The following is a 26663-nucleotide window of genomic DNA, read 5'->3' as shown; positions in this document are numbered from 1 at the left end:
AGGAGGAGGGAGCGAGGGCTCGAATCCGATATGCCGCTCCGCGGCGTGGGCGACCGCGTGACGAAGCCCGTCGACAGGGGGCACCGCCCGGCGGTAGCCGGGGGAGGACCCGAGCGCCTGGAGGCGAGCGAACACAATAAAGAGCCCGGATTTGGGTGGCCGGGGCCGGTCGTGGAAGAATAGGCCGCTGCCGTACGTCCGGCGCGCGCCCCTGCCACAGGGGGATCGACGCCCGCCCGACCAGGCGGCATTCCGAATCATCATCCGATATACCGCTGATGACCTGTGGCATCGGCGAGGAAAGCAGACGATCATGTCTCACGTGCTCGACTCCGTCGACGCCGCGTCGCTGCGCAGCGACATCCCGACCTTCCGCCCCGGCGACACGGTCAACGTCCACGTCCGCGTCATCGAGGGCAACCGCTCCCGTGTCCAGCAGTTCAAGGGCGTCGTCATCCGCCGCCAGGGCTCTGGTGTCCGCGAGAGCTTCACCGTTCGCAAGGTGAGCTTCAGCGTCGGCGTCGAGCGTACCTTCCCGGTGCACACCCCGATCGTCGAGAAGATCGAGGTCGTCACCCGCGGTGACGTCCGCCGCGCCAAGCTGTACTACCTGCGTGACCTCCGCGGCAAGGCCGCGAAGATCAAGGAGAAGCGCGACAACTGAGTTTTGCGCGACAACTGAGCTACTGCCGGACGGCACAGGCGGGCCGGATAGGCTCTGGCCCGATGGAGACCGACGCACAGCTCCCGGAGCGCGATCGCTCCTCCGGCCCTCACGAGGGTCAGGAGGAGCGATCGCGCTCTTCGCGTACGGGCTCCGGGCCGGCGCTCGGGCGCGGGCTCCGGTGGCTCACCGGGGGCGGGCTCTGGCGGCGGGCCGGGGTGCTCGCGGCGGCCTGTCTCGCGTTCGTCCTTCTGCTGACCGCCTTCGTGGTGCAGCCTTTCCTGATCCCCAGCGGATCGATGGAGAACACGTTTCGGCTCGGAGACCGGGTCCTGGTGAACAAGCTGGCGTACCGTTTCGGTGACACGCCGCGCCGCGGTGACGTCATCGTGTTCGACGGCACCGGTTCCTTCGTCTAGGAGGAGCCGGACCGGAACTCGGTGGCGGCGCTGCTGCGGGAGGCGGCCGCGGCGGTCGGGCTGGCCGAACCGGCCGAGACCGACTACATCAAGCGTGTCGTGGGCGTGGGTGGTGACCGGGTCAGGTGCTGCGACAAGCGGGGGAGGATCGAGGTGAACGGGGAGCCGGTGGACGAGGACTACCTGTTTCCGGGGGATGCCCCGTCACAGGTCCCGTTCGACATCGTGGTGCCGGAGGGCAGGCTGTGGGTGATGGGGGACCACCGCAGTGATTCCAGGGACTCGCGGGACCACCTCGGCGACCCCGGCGGGGGCACGGTCCCGGTCGACAAGGTGATCGGACGCGCGGACTGGATCGGCTGGCCGGTCGGCCGCTGGACCGGAGTGGACCGCCCGGCGGCCTTCGGGCGCGTGCCGGAGCCGGCCGCGGGCGGGGCGCATGGGTAACCGTGGACGGTCCCGGCACGGGACCCGCAGCCCCGCTCCCGCGCACGGCGTGGGCGTGCCGCGCACCGGACCGCGTCTGGGCGGGCGTGCGGAGCGGCGAAAGGTGCAGCGCCGGATCAAGCGCAGACGGCGCCGTTCGGCCATGAAGGAGATCCCGATCCTGATCGGGGTGGCGCTGGTGATCGCCCTGGTGCTCAAGACTTTTCTGGTGCAGGCGTTTGTGATCCCGTCGGGCTCGATGGAGCAGACGATCAGGATCGGCGACCGGGTGCTGGTGGACAAGCTCACACCGTGGTTCGGCTCGAAGCCGTCGCGCGGCGATGTGGTGGTGTTCAAGGACCCCGGAAACTGGCTCGAGGCCGAGCGGAAGCCGTCCAAGGCGGATCCGGTGGTCATCAAGCAGGGCAAGGAGTTTCTGACCTGGATCGGGTTGCTGCCGTCCTCGAACGAGCAGGATCTGATCAAGCGGGTGGTCGGGGTCGGCGGCGATACGGTGGCCTGCTGTGACCAGAACGGGCAGGTGACGGTCAACGGCACGCCGCTGGACGAGCGGCGGTATCTGCACCCGGATAATGCGCCCTCGGAGCGCCGGTTCAAGGTGACCGTGCCTCAGGGGCGGCTCTTTGTGATGGGCGATCACCGGGCCAATTCGGCTGACTCCAGGGTCCACCTGGACGAGCCCGGCCAGGGAACCGTCTCGGAGGATCTGGTCGTCGGCCGGGCGATCGTGATCGCGTGGCCCTTCGGTCACTGGCGGAGCCTGGAAGAACCTGAGACATATGCCTCAGTGAAGGACGCGCCGAGCGGGGCGACGCAGGCACGCGGCTCGCCGCATAGGCTGTCCTCGGGCCAGCAAGGGTTGGTCCAGCTCCCGACCCCTGCGGAACTCCCGCTCGTTATGGGAGTGGTGGGCCTGCGCCGTTCGTGGCGCGGGCGGCAGAGCGGCGTGAGGAGTGAATGTGGGGGATTTGGCGGTCGGCGCTCGATCCGGTCACGAAGAGCCCGAAAGGCAACCGGGGGAGAGCGGAGAGCCACCCACGCACGAGGCGCGCCCAGCCGGTGCGCCTACGGGCGGGGCCCCCGAGACGCCGGAGGGCTCCGGTGCGACGGACGCCGCGGCTCCGTCGGCGGGCGGCGCACCGGACGCTCCGGGCTCTCCTGAATCTCCGGTCTCTCTCGGCAAGCCGGGCCCCTCGGACCCCCCTGGCGCAGGGGATTCCCCGGGCTCCTCGGATCCCGCGGATCCTTCCGATGCCGAGGGGAAGAAGGAGAGGGAGGGGGACAAGGACGGCCAGGACAAGGACAGAGACAAGAGCAAGGCGCAGCGCTCGTTCTGGAGAGAGCTGCCGATTCTCGTCGGTATCGCGCTGCTGCTCGCCCTGCTGATCAAGACTTTCCTGGTACAGGCGTTCTCCATCCCCTCCGACTCGATGCAGAACACTTTGCAGCGCGGCGACCGGGTGCTGGTGGACAAGCTGACGCCGTGGTTCGGCGCCGAGCCGGAGCGTGGCGAGGTCGTCGTCTTCCATGACCCGGGCGGCTGGCTCGGCGAGACCCAGCAGTCCGACTCGGGTCCGCTCGCCAGGGGCGTCCAGCGGGTGCTCAGCTTTATCGGCCTGATGCCGTCCGCGGAGGAGAAGGACCTGATCAAGCGGGTCATCGCGGTCGGCGGGGACACGGTCGAGTGCCAGAAGGGCGGGCCGGTCAAGGTCAACGGCAAGGCGCTGAACGAGAAGAAGTACATCTTCCCCGGGAACACGCCCTGCGACGACAAGCCGTTCGGCCCGATCAAGGTGCCCAAGGGCCGGATCTGGGTGATGGGCGACCACCGCCAGGACTCTCTGGACTCCCGTTACCACCAGAATCTGGACAATGGCACGGTCTCCGTGGACAAGGTAGTCGGGCGGGCCATCGTGGTCGCCTGGCCGATCGACCGCTGGTCCACCCTCTCCGTTCCCAGCACCTTCGACCAGCGTGGGCTGAGCGCGGCGGCCGCCGTGGCGCCCTCGGCGCTGGGGCTCGCGGGCGCGGCGCCGATCGTGCTGTGGCGCCGTCGGCGGCTCGTCCGCAAGGAGCGCGAAGCGACGACCGCCTGAGGTCCGTACCGGCGGGTAGGGTGCTGATCTACGCCTGATCTACGTCTGCTATGCGAGGCAGGAGCACTGGAATGAGCGGAGCCCGGCAGGTCGGAGGCGGCAAGGGGCTCGGGAGCGTGTTGTCCGGGCTGGCGGTCGGGGTCGGCTTCGTGCTCTTCCTGGGCGCGTTCGTCTGGGGAGCGGTGGTCTACAAGCCGTACACGGTCCCGACCGACTCGATGGCGCCCACCATCGGCCAGGGCGATCGCGTGCTCGCGGAGCGAATAGACGGCGACGAGGTGCGCCGTGGCGACGTGGTCGTCTTCAAGGACTCGGTCTGGGGCGATCTGCCGATGGTCAAGCGGGTCATCGGGGTCGGCGGGGACACGGTCGCCTGCTGCGACAAGCAGGGCCGGGTGACGGTGAACGGCAAGCCCCTCGAGGAACCGTATCTGCACAGCAAGGGACCGGCCTCGCCCACCACCTTCTCGGCCACGGTGCCCAAGGGGAAGCTGTTTCTGCTGGGCGACCACCGCAGCGACTCCCTGGACTCCCGTGTGCATCTGACCGACGGCACGGACGGGGCTGTTTCGCGCGGCTCGGTGAGCGGCCGGGTGGACGCCCGGGCCTGGCCGCTGGACCTGGGGCTGCTGGAGCGGCCGGAGGCGTTCGGGGCGCTGCCGGGCGGCGTCTCGCAGCCGGGGCCGCTGCGGCTCATCCTGATCTCCGCCGTGGTCGGCGCGGTGCTCATCCTGGGCGGCGCGGCGTACGGGCCGCTGGCGCGCCTGCGGGGGCGCGGCGGCAAGCGGCCCGCGCGGAAGGCGGAGGTGGCCGCCGATGTCTGACGGGACCCGCTCGGACGACCGCGGCGAGGGCCTGCGCAAGGTCGCGCGGGTGGTTCTGCTCGACTCGCGGGACCGAATTCTGCTGATACACGGCTTCGAGCCCGAGGATCCGTCGACGACCTGGTGGTTCACCCCCGGCGGCGGGCTGGAGGGCGACGAGAGCCGGGAGCAGGCGGCGCGCCGGGAGCTGGCGGAGGAGACCGGGATCACGGAGGTGGAGCTGGGGCCCGTGCTGTGGCGGCGGGTGTGCTCCTTCCCGTTCGACGGGCGGCGCTGGGACCAGGACGAGTGGTACTACCTGGGGCGTACGGAGCAGCCCGCGGCGTGGACCGGGGGCCAGACGGAGCTGGAGCGGCGCAGCGTCACGGGGCTGCGGTGGTGGACGCTGGAGGAGCTGGCGGAGGTGCGGGAGCCGGTGTACCCGACACGGCTCGTGGCGCTGTTGCGTAGGCTGCTTGACGAGGGACCCCCGACTGCGCCGGTGATCCTGGAGACTGAACGCGTCTGACGCACAATGGGGGGACGCACGGCTGAAGGGGAACATGCCATGAGCGCCGAGGACCTCGAGAAGTACGAGACCGAGATGGAGCTGAAGCTCTACCGGGAGTACCGCGATGTCGTCGGTCTGTTCAAATACGTGATCGAGACCGAGCGCCGTTTCTATCTCACCAATGACTACGAGATGCAGGTGCACTCGGTGCAGGGTGAGGTGTTCTTCGAGGTCTCCATGGCCGACGCCTGGGTCTGGGACATGTACCGACCGGCCCGCTTCGTCAAACAGGTGCGCGTCCTGACGTTCAAGGACGTGAATATTGAGGAGCTGAACAAGAGCGACCTCGACCTTCCGAGTGGCTGAGTTGTCCACAGGCGGCCGGTTGTCCACAAAGATCCAATAATTCGGCGCCGGGGCGTCACAGTCGGTGCCGGAGGTGGTGCCGAATGAACGCCCGAGGAGCGCTCGGACGCTACGGCGAGGATCTGGCGGCGCGCCGGCTGTCCGAGGCCGGGATGACCGTCCTGGAGCGGAACTGGCGGTGCCGGGACGGGGAGATCGACATCGTCGCCCTCGACGCCGGGGCGCTGGTGGTGTGCGAGGTCAAGACGCGCCGCGCGGGCGGGTACGAACACCCGATGGCGGCCGTCACCCCAGGCAAGGCCGACCGGCTGCGGCGGCTGGCCGAGCGCTGGCTGGAGCGGCGCGGCGGCCCGCCGCCGGGCGGGGTGCGGATCGACCTGGTCGGTGTGGTGCTGCCCGACCGCGGCGCGCCGGTGGTCGAGCATGTGCGGGGGGTGGCCTGATGGGGTTCGCCCGCACCTGCTCGGTCGCGCTGGTCGGAGTCGAGGGCGTGGTGGTCGAGGTCCAGGCCGACCTGGAGCCGGGCGTCGCCACCTTCACGCTGGTCGGGCTGCCCGACAAGAGCCTGGTCGAGAGCCGGGACCGGGTCCGGGCGGCCGTGGTGAACTCCGGCGTCGACTGGCCGCAGAAGAAGCTCACGGTGGGGCTCAGCCCGGCATCCGTCCCCAAGGGCGGCAGCGGCTTCGACCTGGCCGTGGCCTGCGCGGTGCTCGGCGCCGCCGAGCGCCTCGACCCACGGGCCATCGCCGATCTGATGATGATCGGCGAGCTCGGCCTGGACGGGCGGGTCCGCCCGGTGCGCGGGGTGCTGCCCGCGGTGCTCGCGGCCGCCGAGGCCGGATACCGGCAGGTGGTCGTCCCGGAGCAGACCGCGGCCGAGGCGTCCCTGGTGCCGGATGTCTCGGTGCTCGGCGTGCGGACCCTGCGCCAGCTGATCGCTGTGTTGACGGACGAACCGGTGCCCGAAGAGGAGGAGCTGTCCGAGGAGGGCCGTCCCGACCCGATGCTCGCCGGGCTGAGCGTCGCGGGCGCGGGCCTGGGCGTCGGCGTGGTGGCCGGCGCCGGGGCGGCCGCCGACCGCCGCCCCGATCTGGCCGAGGTCGCCGGGCAGCGGGCCGCCCGCAAGGCCCTGGAGATCTCCGCGGCCGGGAGCCACCATCTGTTTCTGGCCGGTCCGCCCGGCGCGGGCAAGACCATGCTCGCCGAGCGGCTCCCCGGGCTGCTGCCCCCGCTCACCCGGCGGGAGTCCCTGGAGGTGACCGCCGTGCACTCGGTGGCCGGGATCCTCCCGCCCGGACAGCCCCTGGTGGCCGCCCCGCCGTACTGCGCGCCGCACCACTCGGCCACCATGGCGGCCCTGGTCGGCGGGGGAAACGGGCTGCCGAGGCCGGGCGCGGTCTCGCTGGCGCACCGGGGCGTGCTCTTTCTGGACGAGGCGCCCGAATTCAGCGCCCGGGTGCTGGACGCGCTGCGGCAGCCCCTGGAGTCGGGCCATGTGGTGGTGGCCCGCTCGGGCGGCATGGTGCGCATGCCCGCGCGCTTTCTGCTGCTGCTGGCCGCCAACCCGTGCCCTTGTGGGCGCCACTCGTACGCCGGCGACGGGTGCGACTGCTCGCCCGCGATGGTCCGCCGCTATCAGGCGCGGCTCTCCGGGCCACTGCTGGACCGGGTGGATCTGCGGGTGCGGGTCGAGGCGATCAGCCGGGCCGAGCTCACCGGGGCGCCGGTGGCCGGGGAGAGCAGCGCGACCGTCGCCGCCCGGGTGCGCGAGGCGCGGGAGCGCGCCGCCGCGCGCTACGCCGACACCCCCTGGCACACCAATAGCGAGGTTCCGGGCCATGAGCTGCGCACCCGCTGGTACGCGCGGGCCGGGGCGCTCCGCGAGGCCGAGCGAGACATGGAGCGCGGGCTGCTCACCGCCCGCGGCCTCGACCGTGTGCTGCGGGTCGCCTGGACCGTCGCGGACCTGGCGGGCCACGATCGGCCGGAGGCCGAGGACGTGGCGCAGGCGCTCCAGCTGCGCACCGGCGTCAGCCGTGGCGTCCCGGCCGGGGCGGCGGGGTTCTGATGACCGGCCCCCTGGAGGGCGCCGGACCGGCGCCCGGCCGCGACCGCGCCGAGGCCGAAGCAGGGCCCGAGTCCGAGTCCCGCGCCGAGGCCGGGGCCGGGGGCGTGTCGGAGGAGGAGCGCCTGGCGCGGGCGGCGCTCACCCGGCTGGTGGAGCCCGGGGACGAGGCGGTGGGGCGATGGCTGCGCGAACTGGGGCCGGTGGCGCTGCGGCGGGCGCTGTGCGGGGCCGGAAAGCCGCCGCCCGGGGCGAGCGAGCAGCGCGTCGCCGGGTGCCGGCTGCGGGCCGAGGGCCTCGATCCGGCCGCCGACCTGGCCGCCGTGGCCGCGCGCGGCGGGCGGTTGGTATGCCCCGGCGACCTGGAGTGGCCCGGTCAGCTCGATGACCTGGGAGACGCCCGCCCGGTCGGGCTCTGGGTGCGCGGCCGGCCGTCGCTGCGGATATGGGCGCTGCGCTCCGTCGCCGTGGTGGGCGCCCGGGCATGCAGCGACTACGGCGCGCATGTCGCGGCGACCCTGGGCGCCGGGCTCGCCGAGCGTGGCTGGGTGGTGGTCTCCGGCGCGGCCCATGGCGTGGACGGCGCGGTGCACCGCGGGGCGCTGGCCGCCGCCGGGGCGACCGTGGCCGTGCTCGCCTCCGGCGTGGATGTCCCGTACCCCCGGGGCCACGCCGAGTTGATCGAGCGCATCGCGGAACAGGGGCTGGTGCTCGCGGAGTTGCCGCCCGGCGCGCATCCGACCCGCAGCCGCTTCGTGCTCCGCAACCGGGTCATCGCCGCGCTCACCCGCGGCACGGTCGTCGTCGAGGCGCAGTACCGCAGCGGGTCCCTGGTCACCGCGCGCCGGGCGGTGAAGCTCGGCCGCCACACCATGGGCGTGCCGGGCCCGGTCACCAGCGGGCTCTCCGCGGGCGTGCATGAACTGCTGCGCGGGGAGGCCGTTCTGGTCACCGACGCCGACGAAGTGGCCGAGTTGATCGGCGGCATCGGGGAGCTGGCCCCCGCCCGGCGGGGGCCGCTGGTGGAGCGGGACCTGCTCGATCCCGTGACGGCTCGCGTGCTGGAAGCGTTGTCGGCACAGGGCGGCAGCGACGGGCGCGAGGTCGCCCGCGAGTCCGGGACGAGCTGCGAGGAGGCGTTGAGCCGCCTGTATGAGCTGCTCGCCCTGGGTTTCGTCGAACGTCATGGCGACCGTTGGGAGTTGGCCCCGCCGACCGGCCGGAACGACGGCACACGGCGAGGCGGTCCTCAGATTTGGGGCAATCGGGTGAAAGGGTTGAGGCGATGACCGTATCCGCGCACCGTCGAGCCGACCCCCTTCGCATACCGCGATGGCTCAGTCACGCTACGCTCGCTAGGTTTCCGGCGGAAGCGCACGTCCTCACCCACGTCATGGCAGAACGGCACAAGGCGACGAATGCCCCAGCACATCTCCGGGTCTGACCGCGCGGCGCCGGCCCCTGCCCGCAGCGCGGTGCGTCCCGCCGCCCCGTCATCGCTCGACGAGCTGTGGCGGTCCTACAAGTCCACGGGCGACGGTCGGCTGCGGGAGCAGCTGATCCTCCACTACTCGCCGCTGGTGAAGTATGTGGCGGGCCGGGTCAGCGTCGGGCTCCCGTCCAATGTCGAGCAGGCCGACTTCGTCTCCTCGGGCGTCTTCGGACTCATCGACGCCATCGAGAAGTTCGAACCCGAGCGGGCCATCAAGTTCGAGACCTACGCGATCACCCGGATCCGTGGCGCGATGATCGACGAGCTGCGGGCGCTCGACTGGATCCCGCGCTCGGTGCGGCAGAAGGCCAGGGCGGTCGAGCGGGCGTACGCCACGCTGGAGGCGGCGCTGCGCCGCACCCCCTCCGAGGCCGAGGTGGCCGCCGAGATGGACATCGGCCTCGATGAACTGCACGGGGTCTTCAGCCAGTTGTCGCTGGCCAATGTGGTCGCCCTCGAAGAGCTGCTGCATGTCAGCGGGGAGGGCGGTGAGCGGCTCAGCCTCATGGACACCCTGGAGGACACCGCCGCCGACAACCCCGTGGAGGTGGCCGAGGACCGCGAGCTGCGCCGGCTGCTCGCCCGCGCCATCAACACGCTCCCCGAGCGGGAGAAGACCGTGGTCACCCTCTACTACTACGAGGGGCTCACCCTGGCCGAGATCGGGCAGGTCCTCGGGGTCACCGAGAGCCGGGTCAGCCAGATCCACACCAAATCCGTGCTCCAGCTGAGGGCCAAGCTCGCCGAGGTCGGGCGCTGAATCGTCCCGCCTGTATCGCTCCCACCACGGCGCCTTCCGTAAAGTGGGAACGTGCCCAGGATTCGAGCGGCCTCCGTGGCCGAGCACCGGACGATGCAGCGCGGCGCCCTGTTGGACGCCGCCCGCACCCTGCTGTCCGAAGGCGGTACGGAAGCCTTGACCTTCCCCGCCCTCGCCGAGCGCACGGGCCTCGCGCGGTCCTCCGTCTATGAGTACTTCCGCTCCCGCGCGGCCGTGGTCGAGGAGCTGTGCGCGGTGGACTTCCCGGTCTGGGCCGCCGAGGTCGAGGCGGCCATGGAGCGCGCCGACTCGCCCGAGGCGAAGATCGAGGCCTATGTGCGACAGCAGCTGGCGCTGGTCGGCGACCGCCGCCACCGGGCGGTCGTGGCGATCTCGGCCGGGGAGCTGGACGCGGGCGCCCGCGAGAAGATCCGGGCCGCGCACGGCGGGCTGATCGCCATGGTCGTCCAGGCCCTCGGCGAGCTCGGCCACGAGCAGCCGCGGCTGACCGCGGTGCTGCTGCAAGGCGTCGTGGACGCCGCGGTCCGCCGGATCGAGCTGGGCGCCGCCGAGGACCCCGGGCAGGTCACGGAGGCCGCCGTCGCCATGGCCCTGCGCGGGGTGTGCCCCTGACGGACACCACCCGGCCCGCGCCGGGCGCCGCGCGGCGCAGGCGCGCGCCGGCCCAGGCCGCCGCGGCGGCCAGCGCGGCGGACGGGGCCAGCTCCCCGGGACCGGGCGAGCGGTGGAAGGGGCCCGCGGCCCCCGCGGTCCGGGTGAGGGGCGCGCGGTCGCCGGCCGTGCGCGGCGCGGCGGTGACGCCCGCTCGCTCCCGTGGTCCTGGTCCCTCCCGCGCTCCCGCTCCCTCCGGCACTCCGAAGACCGGCAGCAGCCGCGAGGGGCCGTGGCCGCGCATCGACGGGTCGAGCAGGGACAGCGGGTCCAGATAGCGGTCCCCGCCGCGCAGCCCCCAGTGCAGACAGCCGGACGGGCAGTGGAAGGGGCCCGCGCCCAGGACGCCCACCACCTGTCCGGCCCGCACCCGCTCACCCTCGGCCACCACCGCCCGCACCGGCTCGTATGTCGTGCGCAGCGGCGGGCGGCCGGTGCCCGGCAGCTCGATGGCGAGCACCCCGCGCCCCGCGACCGGCCCTGCGAAGGACACCCGGCCCGCGGCCACCGCCCGCACCGGCCGGCCGGTGCGGGCCGCCAGATCCACCCCGCGGTGGCCCGCCGCCCAGGGCGCGGGCGGCGGCTCCCAGCCCCGCAGCACCGTCGGTCTGCCCGCGCCCGCCTCGTACTCCACCGGCCAGACCCGCCCGTCACGGCCCGGCGCGGCCCCGCCAGACGCCCCAGCCGGCGCCCCGGCCCCGGCAGGCCCCGCCGCCGTCGCCGCGGGCCAGGGCAGCAGCAGTGCGATCAGGCCGGACAGGACCACGAACAGCGAGGTCAGCCGCGGGGTCGGCGGGGGCGGGCAGGGGGCTGGGGCTCCGGTGTGCGGTCGCATGGAAACACGGTGACGCGGTCGCCCGATTCGTGTGGATCATGGACACGATCTGGGGACTACTCACGGGTTGTGGATATCGCCGTCACCCGGCACCGCACGGGTCCCGTACACTTCTTGTGGCGATCCGGGTCACCGGATCGACTTCGCACGCCCCGCCACCGGCACTCCGATCGGCATTGATCCACGCATCGGTCCCCTCGGACAGCACGGCGGCCGCGTCCCTCGGTCCTCGGTCGAGCCCTCCGCAAGGGCGCCGCCCGTGGCAGACGCGCCGGGGCGTCAGGCGCGGCGGCCGCCCGGCCGCCGTGGAACCGAGCACTTCAAGGAGTACGGCCATGGCCGTCGTCACGATGCGGGAGCTGCTGGAGAGCGGCGTCCACTTCGGGCACCAGACCCGCCGCTGGAACCCGAAGATGAAGCGTTTCATCTTCACCGAGCGCAACGGCATCTACATCATTGACCTGCTCCAGTCGCTGTCGTACATCGACCGCGCCTACGAGTTCGTCAAGGAGACCGTCGCCCACGGCGGTTCCATCATGTTCGTCGGCACGAAGAAGCAGGCGCAGGAGGCGATCGCCGAGCAGGCGACCCGCGTCGGCATGCCGTACGTCAACCAGCGCTGGCTGGGCGGCATGCTCACCAACTTCTCGACCGTCTACAAGCGCCTTCAGCGCCTCAAGGAGCTCGAGCAGATCGACTTCGAGGACGTGGCCGCCTCCGGCCTCACCAAGAAGGAGCTGCTGGTCCTCTCGCGCGAGAAGGCCAAGCTGGAGAAGACCCTCGGCGGTATCCGCGAGATGCAGAAGGTGCCGAGCGCCGTCTGGATCGTCGACACCAAGAAGGAGCACATCGCCGTCGGCGAGGCGCGCAAGCTCCGCATCCCGGTTGTCGCGATCCTCGACACCAACTGCGACCCGGACGAGGTCGACTACAAGATCCCGGGCAACGACGACGCGATCCGTTCGGTCACCCTGCTCACCCGCGTGATCGCCGACGCGGTCGCCGAGGGCCTCATCGCCCGTTCCGGTGCCGCCACCGGTGACCAGAAGGCCGACAAGGCCGCCGGTGAGCCGCTCGCCGAGTGGGAGCGCGACCTGCTGGAGGGTGAGAAGAAGGCCGACGAGCCCGAGGCGGCCAAGCCCGCCGAGGCCGAGCAGCCCGCCGAGGCCCAGGCCGAGCAGCCCGCCGAGGCCGCGGCTGAGCAGCCCGCCGAGGCCCCGGCCGCGGACGCCGAGCAGGCCTGATCACTCGGACCACGTGTGACGGCGGGGGAGGGTGCCTGGGCACCACCCCCGCCGTTCCCCCGTAGAGCTTTCGACTTTCGAGAAGAGATTCACAGATCATGGCGAACTTCACCGCCGCTGACGTCAAGAAGCTCCGTGAGCTCACCGGCGCCGGCATGATGGACTGCAAGAAGGCGCTGGACGAGGCCGAGGGCAGCGTCGACAAGGCCGTCGAGGTCCTGCGCGTCAAGGGCCAGAAGGGCGTGGCCAAGCGCGAGGGCCGCAGTGCCGAGAACGGCGCCGTCGTCTCCCTCATCGCGGACGACAACTCCTCCGGTGTGCTGGTCGAGCTGAAGTGCGAGACCGACTTCGTCGCCAAGGGCGACAAGTTCATCGCCGCCGCCAACGCCATCGCCGCCCACGTCGCCAAGACCTCCCCGGCCGACCTGGAGGCCCTGCTCGCCTCCGAGATCGAGCCCGGCAAGACCGTCCAGGCGTACGTCGACGAGGCCAACGCGACGCTCGGCGAGAAGATCGTCCTGGACCGCTTCGCGCAGCTCTCCGGCGGTTACGTCGCCGCGTACATGCACCGCACCATGCCGGACCTGCCGCCGCAGGTCGGTGTGCTGGTCGAGCTGGACAAGGAAGACGCCACGGTCGCCAAGGACATCGCGCAGCACATCGCCGCGTTCGCGCCGAAGTTCCTGAGCCGTGACGAGATCTCGGCCGAGGCCGTCGAGAACGAGCGCCGCGTGGCCGAGGCCACCGCCCGCGAGGAGGGCAAGCCCGAGGCCGCCCTGCCGAAGATCGTCGAGGGTCGCGTCACCGGCTTCTTCAAGGAGAACGTCCTGGTGGACCAGCCGTTCGCCAAGGACAACAAGAAGACCGTCCAGAAGATCCTGGACGAGGCCGGTGTCACGCTCAAGGGCTTCGCGCGCTTCCGCGTGGGCGTCTGAGCGTCGGCGTCCGAGCCGAGCAGCGAATGACCGGCGACCCCGATAGGGTCGTAGGCAGCCAACCGTCAACCGGTCGGCCGCAGATGTGACGAGGAGGCCATTGCCGCAGAGGTCGAACAAGGACCCGTCCGGCAGTGGCCTTCTTCGTATGTGCACGAGGAGATCTCCAATGAATCAGGGCGCGGGCGCCGGACAGGCCGCCGACGAGAAGAACGCTCAGGGCAGGGTCAAACGCCGTCGGTTCCTGCTGAAGCTCTCCGGCGAGGCGTTCGCCGGGGGCGGGGGACTCGGGGTCGACCCGGACGTCGTGCACGCCATCGCCCGCGAGGTCGCCGCGGTCGTCCGGGACGGCGCGGAGATCGCCATCGTCATCGGTGGCGGCAACTTCTTCCGCGGCGCCGAGCTGCAGCAGCGGGGCATGGACCGGGCCCGCTCGGACTACATGGGCATGCTCGGCACGGTCATGAACTGCCTCGCCCTCCAGGACTTCCTGGAGAAGGAGGGCATCGACTCCCGCGTCCAGACCGCCATCACCATGGGCCAGGTTGCGGAGCCGTACATTCCGCTGCGTGCGGTGCGCCATCTGGAGAAGGGGCGCGTGGTCATCTTCGGCGCGGGCATGGGCATGCCGTACTTCTCCACGGACACCACCGCGGCCCAGCGCGCCCTGGAGATCCACGCCGAGGCCCTGCTCATGGGTAAGAACGGGGTGGACGGGGTGTACGACTCCGACCCCGCCCGGAACCCGGACGCGGTGAAGTTCGACGCCCTGGAGTACGGCGAGGTGATCACCCGTGACCTCAAGGTCGCCGACGCCACCGCCATCACGCTCTGCCGCGACAACAAACTGCCGATCCTCGTCTTCGAGCTTCTCGCCGAAGGAAACATCGCGCGTGCGGTGAAGGGTGAGAAGATCGGCACGCTCGTGAGCGACCAGGGCTCCCGGGCCTGACGGCTCATACGGGGGATGGACAACGGCCTGCCGGTCGGACACCGTGCAGGAGAAGACGCACGCAGGGGCGAGGCTCTGCTTACTGATAACACCAGGAGCAAGTGGTGATCGAAGAGATCCTCCTCGAGGCCGAGGAGAAGATGGAGAAGGCCGTTGTGGTCGCCAAGGAGGACTTCGCCGCGATCCGCACCGGGCGTGCGCACCCGGCGATGTTCAACAAGATCGTGGCGGACTACTACGGGGCGATGACGCCGATCAACCAGCTGGCGTCGTTCTCGGTGCCGGAACCGCGCATGGCCGTGGTGACACCGTTCGACAAGAGCGCGCTGCGCAACATCGAGCAGGCGATCCGCGACTCCGATCTGGGCGTCAACCCGAGCAATGACGGCAACATCATCCGAGTGGTGTTCCCCGAGCTCACCGAGCAGCGCCGCAAGGAGTTCATCAAGGTCGCCAAGGGCAAGGGGGAGGACGCGAAGATCTCGATCCGCAGCGTCCGCCGCAAGGCCAAGGAGTCCATCGACAAGCTCATCAAGGACGGCGAGGTCGGCGAGGACGAGGGCCGCCGCGCCGAGAAGGAGCTCGACGACACCACCGCGAAGTATGTCGCGCAGGTGGATGAGCTGCTCAAGCACAAGGAAGCCGAGCTTCTCGAGGTCTGATGAACGACTCATCCTGGGGGGCTCCACCGAGGCCCCGCCTCTGGGGACCGGCCGACCAGGGGCCCTCTCCCTCGCTTCGCGGCGAGGTGCGCCCGGTCCCGGCGGGTCCCGCGCACGACGTGGGCGAGGCGGCGCAGACTCGGCCCATGCCCACCGTGCCCCACGCAGGCGGAGACCCTCGGGATGCCGCCGACCGTGATCGGGGGGCCGCTCGGCTGAGCGGTCCCCTGTTCCGCGACGACCGGGAGCCGGAGCGCGGTCCGCGGCCCCCCGCCGCGCCCCCGCCCACGCCCCCGGACGGCCCCGGCACCCCGCCGTCGGACGCCGCCCAGCCCGGCGGCACGGGGAGCACCAAGAAGAGCGCGGGCCGCAATCTGCCCGCCGCGATAGGGGTGGGCGTCGGCCTCGGCGTAGTGGTCGTCGCCTCGCTGTTCATCTACAAGCCGGTGTTCGTCGGCGTCCTGGCGGTCGCGGTGGTCATCGGGCTGTGGGAGCTGACCTCGCGGCTGGCCGAGCGCAAGGACATCCGCGTCCCGCTGGTGCCGCTCGCCGTGGGCGGCGTCGCCATGGTGGTCGCCGGTTACGTGCGCGGCGCGGAGGGCGCGTGGGTGGCCGTGTCGCTGACCGCCCTGGCCGTGCTCGTATGGCGGATGACCGAGCCGCCCGAGAACTACCTCAGGGACGTCACCGCCGGCGTCTTCGCGGCCTTCTACGTCCCGTTCCTGGCCACCTTCGTCGCCCTCATGCTCGCGGCCGACGACGGGCCGCGGCGGGTGCTGGTCTTCCTGTTGCTGACCGTGGTCAGCGACACCGGCGCGTACGCGGTCGGCTGGCGCTTCGGCCGCCACAAGCTCGCACCGCGCATCAGCCCCGGCAAGACCCGGGAGGGGCTGCTCGGCGCGATCGCCTTCGCGATGGTCGCGGGCGCGCTGTCCATGCAGTACCTGATCAAGGGCGGCGCGTGGTGGCAGGGGCTGCTGCTCGGGCTCGCCGTCGCGGTCAGCGCGACCCTCGGCGACCTCGGCGAGTCCATGATCAAGCGTGACCTGGGCATCAAGGACATGGGCAGGCTGCTGCCGGGGCACGGCGGGATCATGGATCGGCTGGACTCCCTGCTGCCCACCGCCCCCGTGGTCTGGCTGCTGATGGTGATCTTCGTAGGCGGCGGCTGACCGGCCCGTCACCCCGTCCGTACGGCCTCGCACCACGTGTGGCGCGAGGCCGTACGCACGTCTGCGACACTGGTGAGACCATGCCCAAGCCCGGAGAACTCACCTTTGTCGCGCCGCGCGGAGCCAAGAGGCCCCCGCGGCATCTCGCCGACCTCACGCCCGCCGAGCGCCGCGAGGCCGTCGCCGCCCTCGGCGAGAAGCCCTTCCGCGCCGGCCAGGTTTCGCGCCACTACTTCGCCCGCTACACCCACGATCCGGCCCAGTGGACCGACATCCCGGCCGCCGCGCGCGAGAAGCTGGCGGCCGAGCTGCTGCCGGACCTGATGAGCGTGGTGCGCCACATCAGCTGCGACGACGACACCACCCGCAAGACCCTGTGGCGGCTCTTCGACGGCACGCTCGTGGAGTCCGTGCTGATGCGCTACCCGGATCGGGTCACCATGTGCATCAGCTCCCAGGCGGGCTGCGGCATGAACTGCCCCTTCTGCGCCACCGGCCAGGCGGGCCTGGACCGCAATCTGTCCACCGCCGAGATCGTGCACCAGATCGTCGACGGGATGCGGGCGCTGCGGGACGGAGAGATCCCGGGCGGGCCCGCGCGGCTGTCCAACATCGTCTTCATGGGCATGGGCGAGCCACTCGCCAACTACAACCGCGTCGTCGGTGCCATCCGCAGGCTGACCGACCCGGAGCCGGACGGCCTCGGGCTGTCCCAGCGCGGCATCACCGTCTCGACCGTGGGGCTGGTCCCGGCGATGCTGCGCTTCGCCGACGAGGGCTTCAAGTGCCGTCTCGCGGTGTCGCTGCACGCGCCCGACGACGAGCTGCGCGACACCCTCGTCCCGGTCAACACCCGCTGGAAGGTCCGCGAGGTCCTGGACGCGGCGTGGGAGTACGCGGAGAAGTCGGGCCGCCGCGTCTCCATCGAGTACGCCCTGATCAGGGACATCAACGACCAGGCATGGCGGGCCGACCTGCTGGGCCGGCTGCTCAAGGGCCGCCGGGTGCACGTCAATCTGATCCCGCTCAACCCCACGCCCGGCTCCAAGTGGACCGCGTCCCGGCCCGAGGACGAGAAGGCGTTCGTGGCCGCCCTGGAGGCACACGGCGTGCCCGTGACCGTGCGGGACACCCGGGGGCAGGAGATCGACGGGGCGTGCGGACAGTTGGCGGCGGCCGAGCGCTGAGGCGCTGCTGATACGGTGCCCTGGCACCACCGCGTGCACACACGCGGCATCTCGTACAAGTGAACATTCCGACAGGGGAGCGCGAACAGCGCTGAGAGTGCGGCTCAGCCGCAGACCCTCGGACCTGATCCGGGTCATACCGGCGTAGGGAGTCAGCCTCATATGAACCGCCGTCTTCGGCATGCCGTCGTCGCCGCCCTCTTCGGCTCGCTCGGCCTCACCACCCTCGTCGCCTGCGGCGAGGACTCCTCCGGCTCCTCCGGCGGCTCCGGCTCCAAGACCGTGACGCTGGTCTCGCACGACTCGTTCGCCGCGTCGAAGGCCGTGCTCAAAGAGTTCACCCGGCAGACCGGCTACAAGGTGCGGGTGCAGGCCGGCGGCGACGCCGGGGCGGCGGTCAACCAGGCGATCCTGTCCAAGTCGCACCCCCAGGGCGACGTCTTCTTCGGTGTCGACAACACCCTGCTCTCCCGCGCGCTCGACAACGACCTGTTCACCCCCTACCGGGCCAAGGGCCTGGACAAGGTCCCGGCGGCCCTCCAGCTCGACCAGGCCTCGCACCGCGTCACCCCGGTCGACTACGGCGACATCTGCATCAACTACGACCGCAAGTACTTCGCCGACAAGAAGCTGGCCCCGCCGAAGACCTTCGACGACCTGACCAAGCCCGCGTACAAGAACCTCCTGGTCACCGAGAACGCGGCCACCTCCTCTCCCGGGCTCGCCTTCCTGCTGGGCACCGCCGCCCGGTACGGTGACGACGGCTGGCAGGACTACTGGAAGAAGCTCAGGGCCAACGGCGTCGAGGTCGTCGACGGCTGGGAGCAGGCGTACTACGACCGGTTCTCGGGCTCGGCGGGCGGCGCCAAGGGCGACCGGCCGCTGGTCGTCTCGTACGCCTCCAGCCCGCCCGCCGAGGTCGTCGACGCCAAGCCGCGCCCCGCGCAGGCCCCTACAGGGGTCGCGACGGGAACCTGCTTCCGCCAGGTGGAATTCGCGGGCCTGTTGAAGGGCGCGTCCAATACCAAGGGCGGCAAGGCGCTGCTGGACTTCCTGCTGAGCAAGACGTTCCAGGAGGACGTGCCGCTCAACATGTACGTGAACCCGGCCCGCGAGGACGCCAAGCTGCCTGAGCTGTTCACGCAGTACGGCGCGAAGATCGCCGACTCGGCCACCCTGGCCCCGCAGAAGATCGCCAAGAACCGTGACCAGTGGGTCAAGGCATGGTCCTCGCTCGTCCTGTAAAGCGGCCCGAGCCTCCCGCCAAGACACCGGGGGAACCCGGGGCGCGCCCCGGGCCGCGGCGCTCGAACCTCCGCGGGACGACGCTGCGGCTGGCTCTGATGGCCGTGCCCGCCGCGTTCTTCGCGCTGTTCTTCATCTACCCGGTGGCCGCCATCGTCGCCCGCGGGCTGCGCGTCGACGGCCAGTGGCGGCTGGGCCGGTTCGGCGAGGTGCTCACCGATCCGGCGGTCCTGGACATCCTGTGGTTCACCGGCTGGCAGGCGGCCGCCTCCACCGCCCTGACGCTGGCGGTCGCGCTGCCCGGCGCGTATGTCTTCGCCCGCTTCGCCTTCCCCGGCAAGCGGCTGCTGCGCGCCGTGGTGACCGTCCCCTTCGTGCTGCCGACCGTCGTCGCGGGCTCCGCGTTCCTGGCCCTGCTCGGCCAGGGCGGGCTGCTGGACGGGCTGTGGGGGGTGCGCCTGGACACCACCGTCTGGGCGATCCTCCTCGCGCATGTCTTCTTCAACTACGCGGTGGTCGTACGGACCGTCGGCGGGCTGTGGGCGCAGCTCGACCCGCGTCAGGAGGAGGCCGCGCGGGTGCTCGGCGCGAGCCGCCTGGCCGCGTGGCGGCGGGTGACACTGCCCGCGCTGGCGCCCGCCGTGGCGGCCGCCGCCCTGATGGTCTTCCTGTTCACCTTCACCTCCTTCGGCGTCGTCCAGATCCTCGGCGGCCCGCGGTACGCCACCCTGGAGGTCGCGATCTACCGGGAGACCGCCCAGCTGCTCGACCTGCCGACGGCCGCCGTGCTGACCCTGCTCCAGTTCGCGGCGGTGGCCGCCGTCCTGGCCCTGCACGCGTGGACCGTGCGGCGCCGCGAGGGCGCCCTGAAGCTGGTCGACCCCGAACAGACCGCGCGCCGCCCCCAGGGCGCGGCCCAATGGGCGCTGCTGTGGGGCGTGCTCGCCGTCGTGGCGCTGCTGATCCTGCTGCCGCTCGGAGTCCTGGTCGAGCGGTCCCTGGACGCCCCCGGCGGCTACGGACTCGACTACTACCGCGCACTCCAGTCCGCGGCGGACAGCGGCGGGACGTTTTTCGTCGCCCCTATGGACGCCGTCTGGAACTCCCTGCGCTACGCCGCCGTGGCGACCGTCTTCGCGGTCGTGGTGGGCGGTTTGGCGGCGGCCGCGCTCACCAGAAAATCGGGGCGGCTGGTGCGGGGCTTCGACGCGCTGCTGATGCTGCCGCTCGGCACCTCCGCCGTCACCGTCGGCTTCGGCTTCCTCATCGCCCTGGACGAGCCCCCGCTGGACCTGCGCGCCTCATGGATCCTCGTACCGCTCGCCCAGGCCCTGGTGGGCGTGCCCTTCGTCGTACGGACCATGCTGCCCGTGCTGCGCGCGGTGGACCACCGGCTGCGGGAGGCGGCGGCCGTGCTCGGCGCGTCCCCGCTGCGGGCCTGGCGGGAGGTGGATCTGCCGCTGGTCGCGCGGGCCCTCGGGGTCGCGGCGGGGTTCGCGTTCGCCGTCTCGCTCGGCGAGTTCGGGGCGACGGTGTTCATCGCGCGGCCCGACTCCCCGACCCTCCCGGTGGCCGTCGCCCGCTTCCTCGGCCGGGCCGGGCAGCTCAACTACGGCCAGGCCATGGCCCTGAGCACGATTCTGATGCTGGTGTGCGCGGGCTCCCTGCTGCTCCTGGAGCGGATTCGCACCGACCGTTCGGGGGAGTTCTGATGACGCTGCTGCGACTGGACGAGGTGACGGTCCGCTACGGCGAGCGCACGGCGCTCGACGCCGTGGACCTGGAGGTCGCCGAGCACGAGACGGTGTCGGTGCTGGGGCCGAGCGGCGGCGGCAAGTCCACGCTGCTGCGCGTGGTCGCGGGCCTGGAGCGGGCCCACACCGGCCGGGTGTGGCTGGCCGGCCGGGACCAGTCGGGGGTGCCCACCCACCGGCGCGGCGTGGGCCTGATGTTCCAGGACCACCAGCTCTTCCCGCAGCGCGACGTGGGCGGCAACGTCGCCTTCGGGCTGCGGATGCGCAACGTGGCGCGCGCCGAGGCGGAGCGCCGGGTCGCCGAGCTGCTGGAGCTGGTCGGCCTGCCGGGCGCGCAGCGGCGCGCGGTCGCCTCGCTGTCCGGCGGCGAGCAGCAGCGGGTCGCGCTGGCCCGCGCCCTGGCCCCGCGGCCCACGGTGCTGATGCTGGACGAGCCGCTGGGGCAGCTCGACCGGGGGCTGCGGGAGCGGCTGGTGGTCGAACTGCGCCAGCTCTTCGGCGAGCTGGGGACGACGGTGCTCGCGGTCACCCACGACCAGGGGGAGGCCTTCGCGCTCGCGGACCGGGTGGTGGTGATGGACGGCGGGCGCATCGCGCAGACCGGCACCCCGCTGGAGGTGTGGCAGCGGCCCGCCGACGAGTTCGTCGCCCGCTTCCTCGGCTTCGACAATGTGGTCGAGGCCGTCGTGAACGGCGAGAGCGCCGACACCCGCTGGGGCAAGCTGCCCGTCCCGGACGGCACCCCGCCGGGGCCGTGCCGGCTGCTGGTCCGCCCGGCCGGAGTGCGGCTCACCTCGCCCGAGCAGGGGCTGCCCTGCACGGTGACCGCGCGCACCTTCCGTGGCGACCGCGTGGCGCTCGTCCTCCAGCCCGGGGGCGCGCCGCGCCTGGAGGCGGCGTGCGCGCTGCGGGACGCGCCCGGTGAGGGGGAGCGGGTCGGCGTCGCGTTCGACGCGGACGACGTGGTGGTGCTGGGCGCGGGCGGCTGACGGCCCCGCGGCGCGCGGCCGGGGACCGGATGACCAGGCCCTCAGCCCTGGCCGTGATCCAGGGAGGAGCGTTCGCCCGGCAACCAGTGGAGGGCGAACCAGAGCTCCATGCGGACTTCGGGGTCCTGGAGGTCGACGTCGAGCAACTCCGAGACGCGGCTGATGCGTTGACGCACCGTATTGCGGTGGAGTCCGAGCGCCGCGGCGGTGCGGTCCCAGCTGCCGTACTGGGACAGCCAGGTGCGCAGCGTTTCCATGAGGACGGCGGGCCCTGGCGCCGGGGCGCGGTCGAGCGGCGCGAAGCGTGCGCGGGCGAGTGCCTTCGCCTCGCGGGGCGCGACGATGCTGTGCACGCTCTGTTCCACGGTGCGGTGATGCACCGTCGGCAGGCCGGAGGCCACGGCGCGGCGCAGCGCCCGCTCGGCCTGGGTGTCGGCGACGGGAAGGTCGGCTGTTCCCACCGGGGCGCTGAAGCCCAGGTGCCAGCCGAGCCGGGCGGCGTCGGCGGATTCTGTGGGCTGGGCACGGGCCGACCAGGGGATGAGGGCGCGCAGCACCGGGCCGGCCAGGTCGAGATACGGGGTGCCCAGTGCGGTGCCCAGCGCCGCCAGGTGGACCGGGTCGCCGCCGGGCTGTGCGCCGGGGCCGCGTGCCGACCGGGCGGGCCGGCCGTGCACCACGGTCCAGGCGGCGTCGTCCGGCGCGTCGGCGGGCAGCAGCATGGGCGCGATCTCGGCGGGGGCGCCGCCGAGCAGCAGCCTCACCACGGCGCCGGCGGTGCGGGTGTCGCCGCCCAGCGCGTGCCGGGGGTTGGTGAGCAGGGAGAGCAGCACGATCGCCGTGCCGGTCACGGACCGGTGCACCGGGGTGGGCCGGGAGGCGGCGACCAGGCCGAGGGCCAGGGGCCCGGTCGTGTCACCGCCGGGGACGGTGTGGACGGTCAGGTGGATCCCCGCGTGGTGCTGGGCGGCCGCCGTGGGCGGCCGAGACCCAGGCGCCGGCGTGCGGTCATGAGGCGCGGAGGGCTGCCGGGCCGCGGTGCGCGCGGCCAGCTCACACAACTGACGCGTGACCTGGGCGGCGGGCCGCGTACCGGCGGCCAGAAGTTCGGCGCCGTTGCCGTCGAGCAGCACGGCCCAGACGCCGAGGTGGACGGAGAGCTGGTGCAGCACGGCCGCGAGGGCATCCGGGCGGGCGGCGGCGGACGCGAGTGCGGACTGAGCCTCGGAGACCAGGCGCAGATCATGGGTGCGCGCCTCCGCCATGGCGGAGTGGGTGGCGCGGGCCACCGCGACGAAGGGGACGTCCTTCGGAACCAGCAGCAGCGGCAGGTCGTGCCGGTCGCAGGCGGCTATCAGGTCCGGCGGGACTTCCTCGTAGACCGGGACGATGCCGAAGCCCAGCGCGACCGTACCCGCTTCGACGACCCGGCGGACGTAGTCGTCGATGCCCTCGGAGGTCCGGGGCAGGAGCGATCCGGCGGTGAGGAGCAGTTCGCCGCCTATCAGGTACGGCGTCGGGTCCGCCAGCTCGGTGGTCCCCACCTGTTCGACGAAACGGTCCTCGTCCGGTCCCGCGATGCGCTTCAGCCCGAGACCGGGGTCGGCGAGCAGAACGCTGAGCGGAACGGTCGGCGTCCCCGGGGCCGGTGTGTGCCAGGGACCCCTCGGCGGGTCGGCTGATATCACGGCGGGCTCCTTCACGGGTGCGGAATCATCCATTGGGCGAGTGGATGATGGATGAATTCTGCACTTATTTCCTCGGTGGTGCGCGGATACGCTCCTGCGAAGCGGAGGGCAGGCGACCGAAGCGCCTGATCCCGCGGCAGGTCCGTCCTCGAACGGGCGCCCCGCCACCCCCCTGAACAGCGACGACGCTGTCATGCCCGCCTTCTTACCAGTGAGCCGTGGCCCCGCCGTCCCGCGCCACGGCCCATACCTGACCGGAGGACTCCATGGCCATCGACTACACAGTGATGATCGGGTACCTGCTAGGCATCGTAGGAGTCGGTTGGTGGGGCAAGAGGCGCGCCGCCTCCAAGAGCGATTTCCTGGTCGCCGGCCGCCGGCTCGGCCCCCTGATGTACACCGGCACCATGGCCGCCGTCGTCCTCGGCGGCGCCTCCACCATCGGCGGGGTGCGTCTCGGCTACACCTACGGCATCTCCGGGGCGTGGATGGTCATCGCGATCGGCATCGGCCTGCTCGCCCTGAGCATCGCCTTCTCCGCCAGGATCGCCCGGCTGCGCGTCTACACCGTCGCCGAGATGCTGTCACTGCGCTACGGGGACGCGGCGAGCATCATCTCCGGCGTGGTGATGTGGGTCTACACCCTGATGCTCGCGGTCACCTCCACCATCGCCTACGCCAGCGTCTTCGACGTGCTGTTCGACGTACCGCGCTGGGCCGCGGTGGTCATCGGCGGCTCGATCGTCGTCGGCTACTCCGCCCTGGGCGGCATGTGGTCCATCACCCTCACCGACATGGTGCAGTTCGTCGTCAAGAGCATCGGCGTGCTCCTCCTGCTGCTGCCCATCGCCGTGGTGAAGGCGGGCGGCTTCGCGGAAATGGCGGACAAGCTGCCGTCCGGCTACCTCTCGCCGATGTCCATCGGCGGCGAGACCATCTTCACCTACGTCCTGATCTACACCTTCGGGATGCTGATCGGCCAGGACATCTGGCAGCGGGTGTTCACCGCCCGCAGCGACAAGGTCGCCTCGTACGGCGGCACGGTCGCCGGCGTGTACTGCCTGCTCTACGCGGCGGCCGGGGCGGTCATCGGCATGGCGACCAAGGCGATCTACCCCAATCTGGCCAGCGCGGACAGCGCGTTCGCGACCATCGTCAAGCAGGCTCTGCCCACCGGCGTCAGAGGCCTCGTCCTGGCTGCCGCGCTGTCCGCGATGATGTCCACCGCCAGCGGCGCGCTCATCGCCTCCGCCACCGTCGCCAACAACGACATAGGGGGCCGGCTGAGGTCCCTCATGCGCCGCTCCGCCCCGAAGGCCGTCGCCGACGACCACGACGAGGTCCGCTCCAACCGCCTGGCCATCGTCGTCCTCGGCGTGATCTCGATCGCCATCGCGTGCGCTCTGGACGATGTGATCGCCGCCCTCACCGTGGCCTACAACCTGCTGGTCGGCGGCCTCCTGGTACCCATCCTCGGTGCCCTGATCTGGAGGCGTGGCAACTTCCAGGGCGCGCTCGCCGCCATGCTCGGAGGCGGCCTGACGGTGATCGTGATGATGCTGGACAAGGGCGTACTCGCCAACGAGCCGATCTACTACGGCCTGGCCGTGAGCCTGGTCGCGTACACCGCGGTCAGTCTCCTCACCAAGGCGACCGACAGCAGCGTGCTGGCGTCCTGGCACCGGCGCCTGGCCGGGGAGAGCCCGGAGGCGGCCGCGTCGGACCCGGCCGCGTCGGATCAGGCCACGACGCCCGCAGCCGTCTGAGTTCCCCCCCGTCCCCGAAATCCCCCGAAAGGAGCCATCTCCATGTCCAGTGCGTCGACCCCGCTCGCGCCGGCCATGCCGACCCCCGACCACGCCGCCGAGGAGCTCCGGCTGCGCCGCGAGCTGGCAGCCGTGTACCGCCTGGTCGCCCACTTCCGGATGACAGACCTGATCTTCACCCATATCTCGGTGCGGCTGCCCGGCCCCGAGCAGCACTTTCTGATCAATCCCTACGGGCTGCTCTTCGAGGAGATCACCGCCTCGAACCTGGTGAAGATCGACCTGGCCGGCAACCCCGTCGAGGACACGCCGTACCCCGTCAACCCGGCCGGCTTCGTGATCCACAGCGCGATCCACGCGGCGAGGCCGGACGCCCACTGTGTGCTGCACACCCACACCAAGGCAGGCTGCGCGGTCGCCGCCCAGCGCGACGGGCTGCTGCCGCTCAACCAGATGAACATGGAGTTCTACAACCGGGTGGGCTACCACGAGTACGAGGGTGTCGCCCTCAACCTCGACGAGCAGAAGCGCCTGGTCGAGGACCTCGGCGGCCATCCGGTGATGATCCTGCGCAACCACGGCCTGCTCACCGTCGGCGAGACGCCCGCCCAGGCCTTCCTGCGCATGTACTACCTGGAGAGGGCCTGCGAGATCCAGACCACCGCACAGGCCACCGGAGCGCCCCTGACCATGCCCTCGCCCGAGATCGCCGAGTACACCGCCCAGCAGCTGAACGCGGAGGACGTCTCCGACTTCCACGACGAGATGGCCCTGGACCTCGCCTGGTCCGCCCTGCTGCGCCTGGTGCGGCGAATCGCCCCGGACTACTCGGACTGACGCGCCGCGAGCGGCGACACAGCCGAAGAAGCTCCTTGATGCACGATCGGAACGCAGCCGCCCGTCAGGAGGGCATATGAGCACGGAACACATCGGAGGCGCCCCGGCCCGCATCGCGCTGGCGGACCCCTTCGCCGACCTGGAGGCGGTCCGCACCGCGCTCGGCGACGCACTGCCGCAGGCCGAGGTGCGGCTGGACCAGGTCGACGCCATTCCGCACGGACCCGGCATCGTCGGGCTCCTGGTGGGCCCCGAGGTGCCGATGAGCGCCGAGGATCTGGCCCTGCTGCCCGATCTGCGGGTGATCGCGGTGACCTCCACCGGCCACGACCACGTTCCGGTCGAGGCCGCCCGCGCGGCCGGGATCTGGGTGACCAGCAGCGCGGGCTACTGCACGAACGAGGTCGCCGACCACACCCTGGCGCTCGGTGTCGGCCTGCTGCGCGGCACCGTGGACCTGGACCGGGACGTCCGAAGCGGGATCTGGGACGTCGAGCGGGTGAGGCCACGGCGGATCGCGGGCACCCGCTGGGGACTGGTCGGCTTCGGCCGGATCGCGCGGGCCGTCGCGGAGCACGCGGCGGCGCTGTCGATGCCGGTCTCCGCTTGGGATCCCAAGGTCGCACCGGAGCACTTCGAGAAGGCCGGTGTGCGCCGGGTGGCGAACCTGACCGACCTGCTGGCCGGAACCGACCTGGTGAGCCTGCACATCCCGCTGACCCCGGAGACCGCGGACCTCATCGGTGCGGCCGAACTCGCCGCGATGCCGACGGGGTCCTTCCTGGTCAATGTCTCCCGCGGCGAGATCCTCGACCACGCGGCGTTGACCGCGGCCCTGGACTCAGGCCAGTTGAAGGGCGCCGCGCTGGACACACTGCCCGTGGAGCCGCCCGCCGCCGACGACCCCGCGCTGTCCCTGAAGTCCACGGTGCTCAACCCGCACGCCGCCTGGTACTCCGACGAGGCCAAGCGACGGGCCTACGCATGGGCCGGCGCCGCGGTCGGCGCGGTGCTCTCCGGCGGCCGTCCGGACGGCGTCGTCGCGGAGCCGCCGCACAGGCGTCAGCGGTAGCCCCGCAGACGTCGTCGCCGATCGGGGCGC

25 protein-coding genes, 1 pseudogene and 1 riboswitch are annotated in these 26663 nt (G+C 71.9%); of the genes and pseudogenes, 24 read left to right on the top strand and 2 right to left on the bottom strand.

Going from position 1 to position 26663, the window contains the following annotated elements; all coding sequences use genetic code 11:
- Positions 1–313 precede the first annotated feature (313 nt).
- The 12 genes and pseudogenes from rplS (at position 314) to ACH4S9_RS42580 (ending at position 10256) form a co-directional block, all read left to right on the top strand.
- Positions 314–664 (top strand): 50S ribosomal protein L19, encoded by a 351-nt coding sequence (rplS, locus tag ACH4S9_RS42635; protein ID WP_311727793.1) that lies wholly within the window; start codon positions 314–316, stop codon positions 662–664.
- Between the two features lie 62 nt (positions 665–726).
- Positions 727–1530: pseudogene (gene lepB, locus ACH4S9_RS42630) on the top strand (signal peptidase I).
- Entirely contained in the window at positions 1523–2692 is a 1170-nt protein-coding gene (gene lepB, locus ACH4S9_RS42625) for a signal peptidase I (RefSeq protein ID WP_394816825.1), read from the top strand. The pseudogene lepB (ACH4S9_RS42630) and the gene lepB (ACH4S9_RS42625) overlap by 8 nt, the downstream one beginning before the upstream one ends.
- 181 nt (positions 2693–2873) lie before the next feature.
- Positions 2874–3626 (top strand): signal peptidase I, encoded by a 753-nt coding sequence (lepB, locus tag ACH4S9_RS42620; protein ID WP_398377050.1) that lies wholly within the window; start codon positions 2874–2876, stop codon positions 3624–3626.
- Between the two features lie 71 nt (positions 3627–3697).
- Positions 3698–4450 (top strand): signal peptidase I, encoded by a 753-nt coding sequence (gene lepB / locus ACH4S9_RS42615; protein WP_358848876.1) that lies wholly within the window; start codon positions 3698–3700, stop codon positions 4448–4450.
- Entirely contained in the window at positions 4443–4958 is a 516-nt protein-coding gene (locus ACH4S9_RS42610) for an NUDIX hydrolase (RefSeq protein WP_311727788.1), read from the top strand. The genes lepB (ACH4S9_RS42615) and ACH4S9_RS42610 overlap by 8 nt, the downstream gene beginning before the upstream one ends.
- Positions 4959–4997: 39 nt before the next feature.
- Complete coding sequence (locus tag ACH4S9_RS42605; RefSeq protein WP_004944840.1) at positions 4998–5306, top strand: DUF2469 domain-containing protein; 309 nt, start codon at positions 4998–5000, stop codon at positions 5304–5306.
- Positions 5307–5389: 83 nt separating this feature from the next.
- Positions 5390–5749, top strand: a complete 360-nt coding sequence (locus tag ACH4S9_RS42600) for a YraN family protein (RefSeq protein ID WP_311727786.1) — start codon at positions 5390–5392, stop codon at positions 5747–5749.
- On the top strand, positions 5749–7374 hold the full coding sequence (locus tag ACH4S9_RS42595; protein ID WP_352133759.1) for a YifB family Mg chelatase-like AAA ATPase: 1626 nt from the start codon (positions 5749–5751) through the stop codon (positions 7372–7374). Before ACH4S9_RS42600 ends, ACH4S9_RS42595 begins: the two co-directional genes overlap by 1 nt.
- The gene (gene dprA / locus ACH4S9_RS42590; protein WP_398377030.1) at positions 7374–8660 is read left to right on the top strand and encodes a DNA-processing protein DprA; all 1287 of its coding nucleotides are present in this window, start codon (positions 7374–7376) and stop codon (positions 8658–8660) included. The genes ACH4S9_RS42595 and dprA overlap by 1 nt, the downstream gene beginning before the upstream one ends.
- Positions 8661–8789: 129 nt before the next feature.
- Entirely contained in the window at positions 8790–9623 is an 834-nt protein-coding gene (gene whiG / locus ACH4S9_RS42585; RefSeq protein WP_398377029.1) for an RNA polymerase sigma factor WhiG, read from the top strand.
- Between the two features lie 75 nt (positions 9624–9698).
- A complete protein-coding gene (locus ACH4S9_RS42580; RefSeq protein ID WP_311727844.1) occupies positions 9699–10256 on the top strand; it encodes a helix-turn-helix domain-containing protein in 558 nt (185 codons plus the stop codon).
- Here ACH4S9_RS42580 and ACH4S9_RS42575 read toward each other — a convergent pair.
- A complete protein-coding gene (locus tag ACH4S9_RS42575) occupies positions 10210–11130 on the bottom strand; it encodes a M23 family metallopeptidase (RefSeq protein ID WP_311727782.1) in 921 nt (306 codons plus the stop codon). The genes ACH4S9_RS42580 and ACH4S9_RS42575 overlap by 47 nt on opposite strands.
- A gap of 335 nt (positions 11131–11465) precedes the next feature.
- Here ACH4S9_RS42575 and rpsB point away from each other — a divergent pair, with 335 nt between their 5' ends.
- The 9 genes from rpsB to ACH4S9_RS42530 all read left to right on the top strand — a co-directional run bounded on the left by rpsB (position 11466) and on the right by ACH4S9_RS42530 (position 21270).
- Positions 11466–12374 (top strand): 30S ribosomal protein S2, encoded by a 909-nt coding sequence (rpsB, locus tag ACH4S9_RS42570; RefSeq protein ID WP_361186617.1) that lies wholly within the window; start codon positions 11466–11468, stop codon positions 12372–12374.
- A 98-nt stretch (positions 12375–12472) separates the two neighbouring features.
- Positions 12473–13309 (top strand): translation elongation factor Ts, encoded by an 837-nt coding sequence (gene tsf / locus ACH4S9_RS42565; RefSeq protein ID WP_311727780.1) that lies wholly within the window; start codon positions 12473–12475, stop codon positions 13307–13309.
- A 169-nt stretch (positions 13310–13478) separates the two neighbouring features.
- On the top strand, positions 13479–14261 hold the full coding sequence (gene pyrH / locus ACH4S9_RS42560) for a UMP kinase (RefSeq protein WP_065965195.1): 783 nt from the start codon (positions 13479–13481) through the stop codon (positions 14259–14261).
- A 104-nt stretch (positions 14262–14365) separates the two neighbouring features.
- Positions 14366–14923: a ribosome recycling factor gene (frr, locus tag ACH4S9_RS42555; protein WP_311727779.1), complete on the top strand. Its 558-nt coding sequence runs from the start codon at positions 14366–14368 to the stop codon at positions 14921–14923.
- Complete coding sequence (locus ACH4S9_RS42550) at positions 14923–16095, top strand: phosphatidate cytidylyltransferase (RefSeq protein ID WP_311727778.1); 1173 nt, start codon at positions 14923–14925, stop codon at positions 16093–16095. The genes frr and ACH4S9_RS42550 overlap by 1 nt, the downstream gene beginning before the upstream one ends.
- Before the next feature lie 80 nt (positions 16096–16175).
- Complete coding sequence (gene rlmN, locus ACH4S9_RS42545; protein WP_311727777.1) at positions 16176–17282, top strand: 23S rRNA (adenine(2503)-C(2))-methyltransferase RlmN; 1107 nt, start codon at positions 16176–16178, stop codon at positions 17280–17282.
- Positions 17283–17345: 63 nt separating this feature from the next.
- Positions 17346–17450, top strand: a riboswitch (TPP riboswitch).
- Positions 17445–18527 (top strand): thiamine ABC transporter substrate binding subunit, encoded by a 1083-nt coding sequence (locus ACH4S9_RS42540; RefSeq protein ID WP_398377027.1) that lies wholly within the window; start codon positions 17445–17447, stop codon positions 18525–18527. (Overlaps the previous riboswitch by 6 nt.)
- 98 nt (positions 18528–18625) lie before the next feature.
- The gene (locus ACH4S9_RS42535) at positions 18626–20239 is read left to right on the top strand and encodes an ABC transporter permease (protein WP_398377026.1); all 1614 of its coding nucleotides are present in this window, start codon (positions 18626–18628) and stop codon (positions 20237–20239) included.
- Entirely contained in the window at positions 20239–21270 is a 1032-nt protein-coding gene (locus tag ACH4S9_RS42530) for an ABC transporter ATP-binding protein (RefSeq protein ID WP_311727774.1), read from the top strand. Before ACH4S9_RS42535 ends, ACH4S9_RS42530 begins: the two co-directional genes overlap by 1 nt.
- Positions 21271–21311: 41 nt before the next feature.
- Here ACH4S9_RS42530 and ACH4S9_RS42525 read toward each other — a convergent pair whose 3' ends face one another.
- Entirely contained in the window at positions 21312–22958 is a 1647-nt protein-coding gene (locus ACH4S9_RS42525; RefSeq protein WP_311727773.1) for a PucR family transcriptional regulator ligand-binding domain-containing protein, read from the bottom strand.
- Positions 22959–23224: 266 nt separating this feature from the next.
- On the opposite strand from ACH4S9_RS42525, the gene ACH4S9_RS42520 reads away from it, so the two are divergent.
- The 3 genes from ACH4S9_RS42520 (at position 23225) to ACH4S9_RS42510 (ending at position 26633) form a co-directional block, all read left to right on the top strand.
- Positions 23225–24724, top strand: a complete 1500-nt coding sequence (locus tag ACH4S9_RS42520) for a sodium:solute symporter (protein ID WP_398377025.1) — start codon at positions 23225–23227, stop codon at positions 24722–24724.
- 42 nt (positions 24725–24766) lie between these two features.
- Complete coding sequence (locus ACH4S9_RS42515) at positions 24767–25561, top strand: class II aldolase/adducin family protein (RefSeq protein WP_311727771.1); 795 nt, start codon at positions 24767–24769, stop codon at positions 25559–25561.
- A gap of 76 nt (positions 25562–25637) precedes the next feature.
- Entirely contained in the window at positions 25638–26633 is a 996-nt protein-coding gene (locus ACH4S9_RS42510; protein ID WP_398377024.1) for an NAD(P)-dependent oxidoreductase, read from the top strand.
- The last annotated feature ends 30 nt before the right edge of the window (positions 26634–26663 follow it).

Source organism: Streptomyces sp. NPDC021225, assembly GCF_044332865.1.
Lineage (GTDB): Bacteria > Actinomycetota > Actinomycetes > Streptomycetales > Streptomycetaceae > Streptomyces.
Note: the sequence above shows the minus strand (reverse complement) of the source record. Positions and strands in the feature narration are given on the sequence as shown.

Bases quoted from the DNA above. Each gene is read 5' to 3' on its own strand.
- rlmN (WP_311727777.1), top strand. From the start codon at position 16,176: ATGCCCAAGCCCGGAGAACTCACCTTTGTCGCGCCGCGCGGAGCCAAG.
- ACH4S9_RS42530 (WP_311727774.1), top strand. From the start codon at position 20,239: ATGACGCTGCTGCGACTGGACGAGGTGACGGTCCGCTACGGCGAGCGC.
- dprA (WP_398377030.1), top strand. From the start codon at position 7,374: ATGACCGGCCCCCTGGAGGGCGCCGGACCGGCGCCCGGCCGCGACCGC.
- ACH4S9_RS42595 (WP_352133759.1), top strand. From the start codon at position 5,749: ATGGGGTTCGCCCGCACCTGCTCGGTCGCGCTGGTCGGAGTCGAGGGC.
- lepB (WP_394816825.1), top strand. From the start codon at position 1,523: ATGGGTAACCGTGGACGGTCCCGGCACGGGACCCGCAGCCCCGCTCCC.
- ACH4S9_RS42610 (WP_311727788.1), top strand. From the start codon at position 4,443: ATGTCTGACGGGACCCGCTCGGACGACCGCGGCGAGGGCCTGCGCAAG.
- rplS (WP_311727793.1), top strand. From the start codon at position 314: ATGTCTCACGTGCTCGACTCCGTCGACGCCGCGTCGCTGCGCAGCGAC.
- rpsB (WP_361186617.1), top strand. From the start codon at position 11,466: ATGGCCGTCGTCACGATGCGGGAGCTGCTGGAGAGCGGCGTCCACTTC.
- ACH4S9_RS42520 (WP_398377025.1), top strand. From the start codon at position 23,225: ATGGCCATCGACTACACAGTGATGATCGGGTACCTGCTAGGCATCGTA.
- ACH4S9_RS42575 (WP_311727782.1), bottom strand. From the start codon at position 11,130: ATGCGACCGCACACCGGAGCCCCAGCCCCCTGCCCGCCCCCGCCGACC.
- ACH4S9_RS42600 (WP_311727786.1), top strand. From the start codon at position 5,390: ATGAACGCCCGAGGAGCGCTCGGACGCTACGGCGAGGATCTGGCGGCG.
- whiG (WP_398377029.1), top strand. From the start codon at position 8,790: ATGCCCCAGCACATCTCCGGGTCTGACCGCGCGGCGCCGGCCCCTGCC.
- lepB (WP_358848876.1), top strand. From the start codon at position 3,698: ATGAGCGGAGCCCGGCAGGTCGGAGGCGGCAAGGGGCTCGGGAGCGTG.
- ACH4S9_RS42540 (WP_398377027.1), top strand. From the start codon at position 17,445: ATGAACCGCCGTCTTCGGCATGCCGTCGTCGCCGCCCTCTTCGGCTCG.
- ACH4S9_RS42510 (WP_398377024.1), top strand. From the start codon at position 25,638: ATGAGCACGGAACACATCGGAGGCGCCCCGGCCCGCATCGCGCTGGCG.
- ACH4S9_RS42535 (WP_398377026.1), top strand. From the start codon at position 18,626: ATGGCCGTGCCCGCCGCGTTCTTCGCGCTGTTCTTCATCTACCCGGTG.
- tsf (WP_311727780.1), top strand. From the start codon at position 12,473: ATGGCGAACTTCACCGCCGCTGACGTCAAGAAGCTCCGTGAGCTCACC.
- ACH4S9_RS42605 (WP_004944840.1), top strand. From the start codon at position 4,998: ATGAGCGCCGAGGACCTCGAGAAGTACGAGACCGAGATGGAGCTGAAG.
- pyrH (WP_065965195.1), top strand. From the start codon at position 13,479: ATGAATCAGGGCGCGGGCGCCGGACAGGCCGCCGACGAGAAGAACGCT.
- ACH4S9_RS42550 (WP_311727778.1), top strand. From the start codon at position 14,923: ATGAACGACTCATCCTGGGGGGCTCCACCGAGGCCCCGCCTCTGGGGA.
- ACH4S9_RS42515 (WP_311727771.1), top strand. From the start codon at position 24,767: ATGTCCAGTGCGTCGACCCCGCTCGCGCCGGCCATGCCGACCCCCGAC.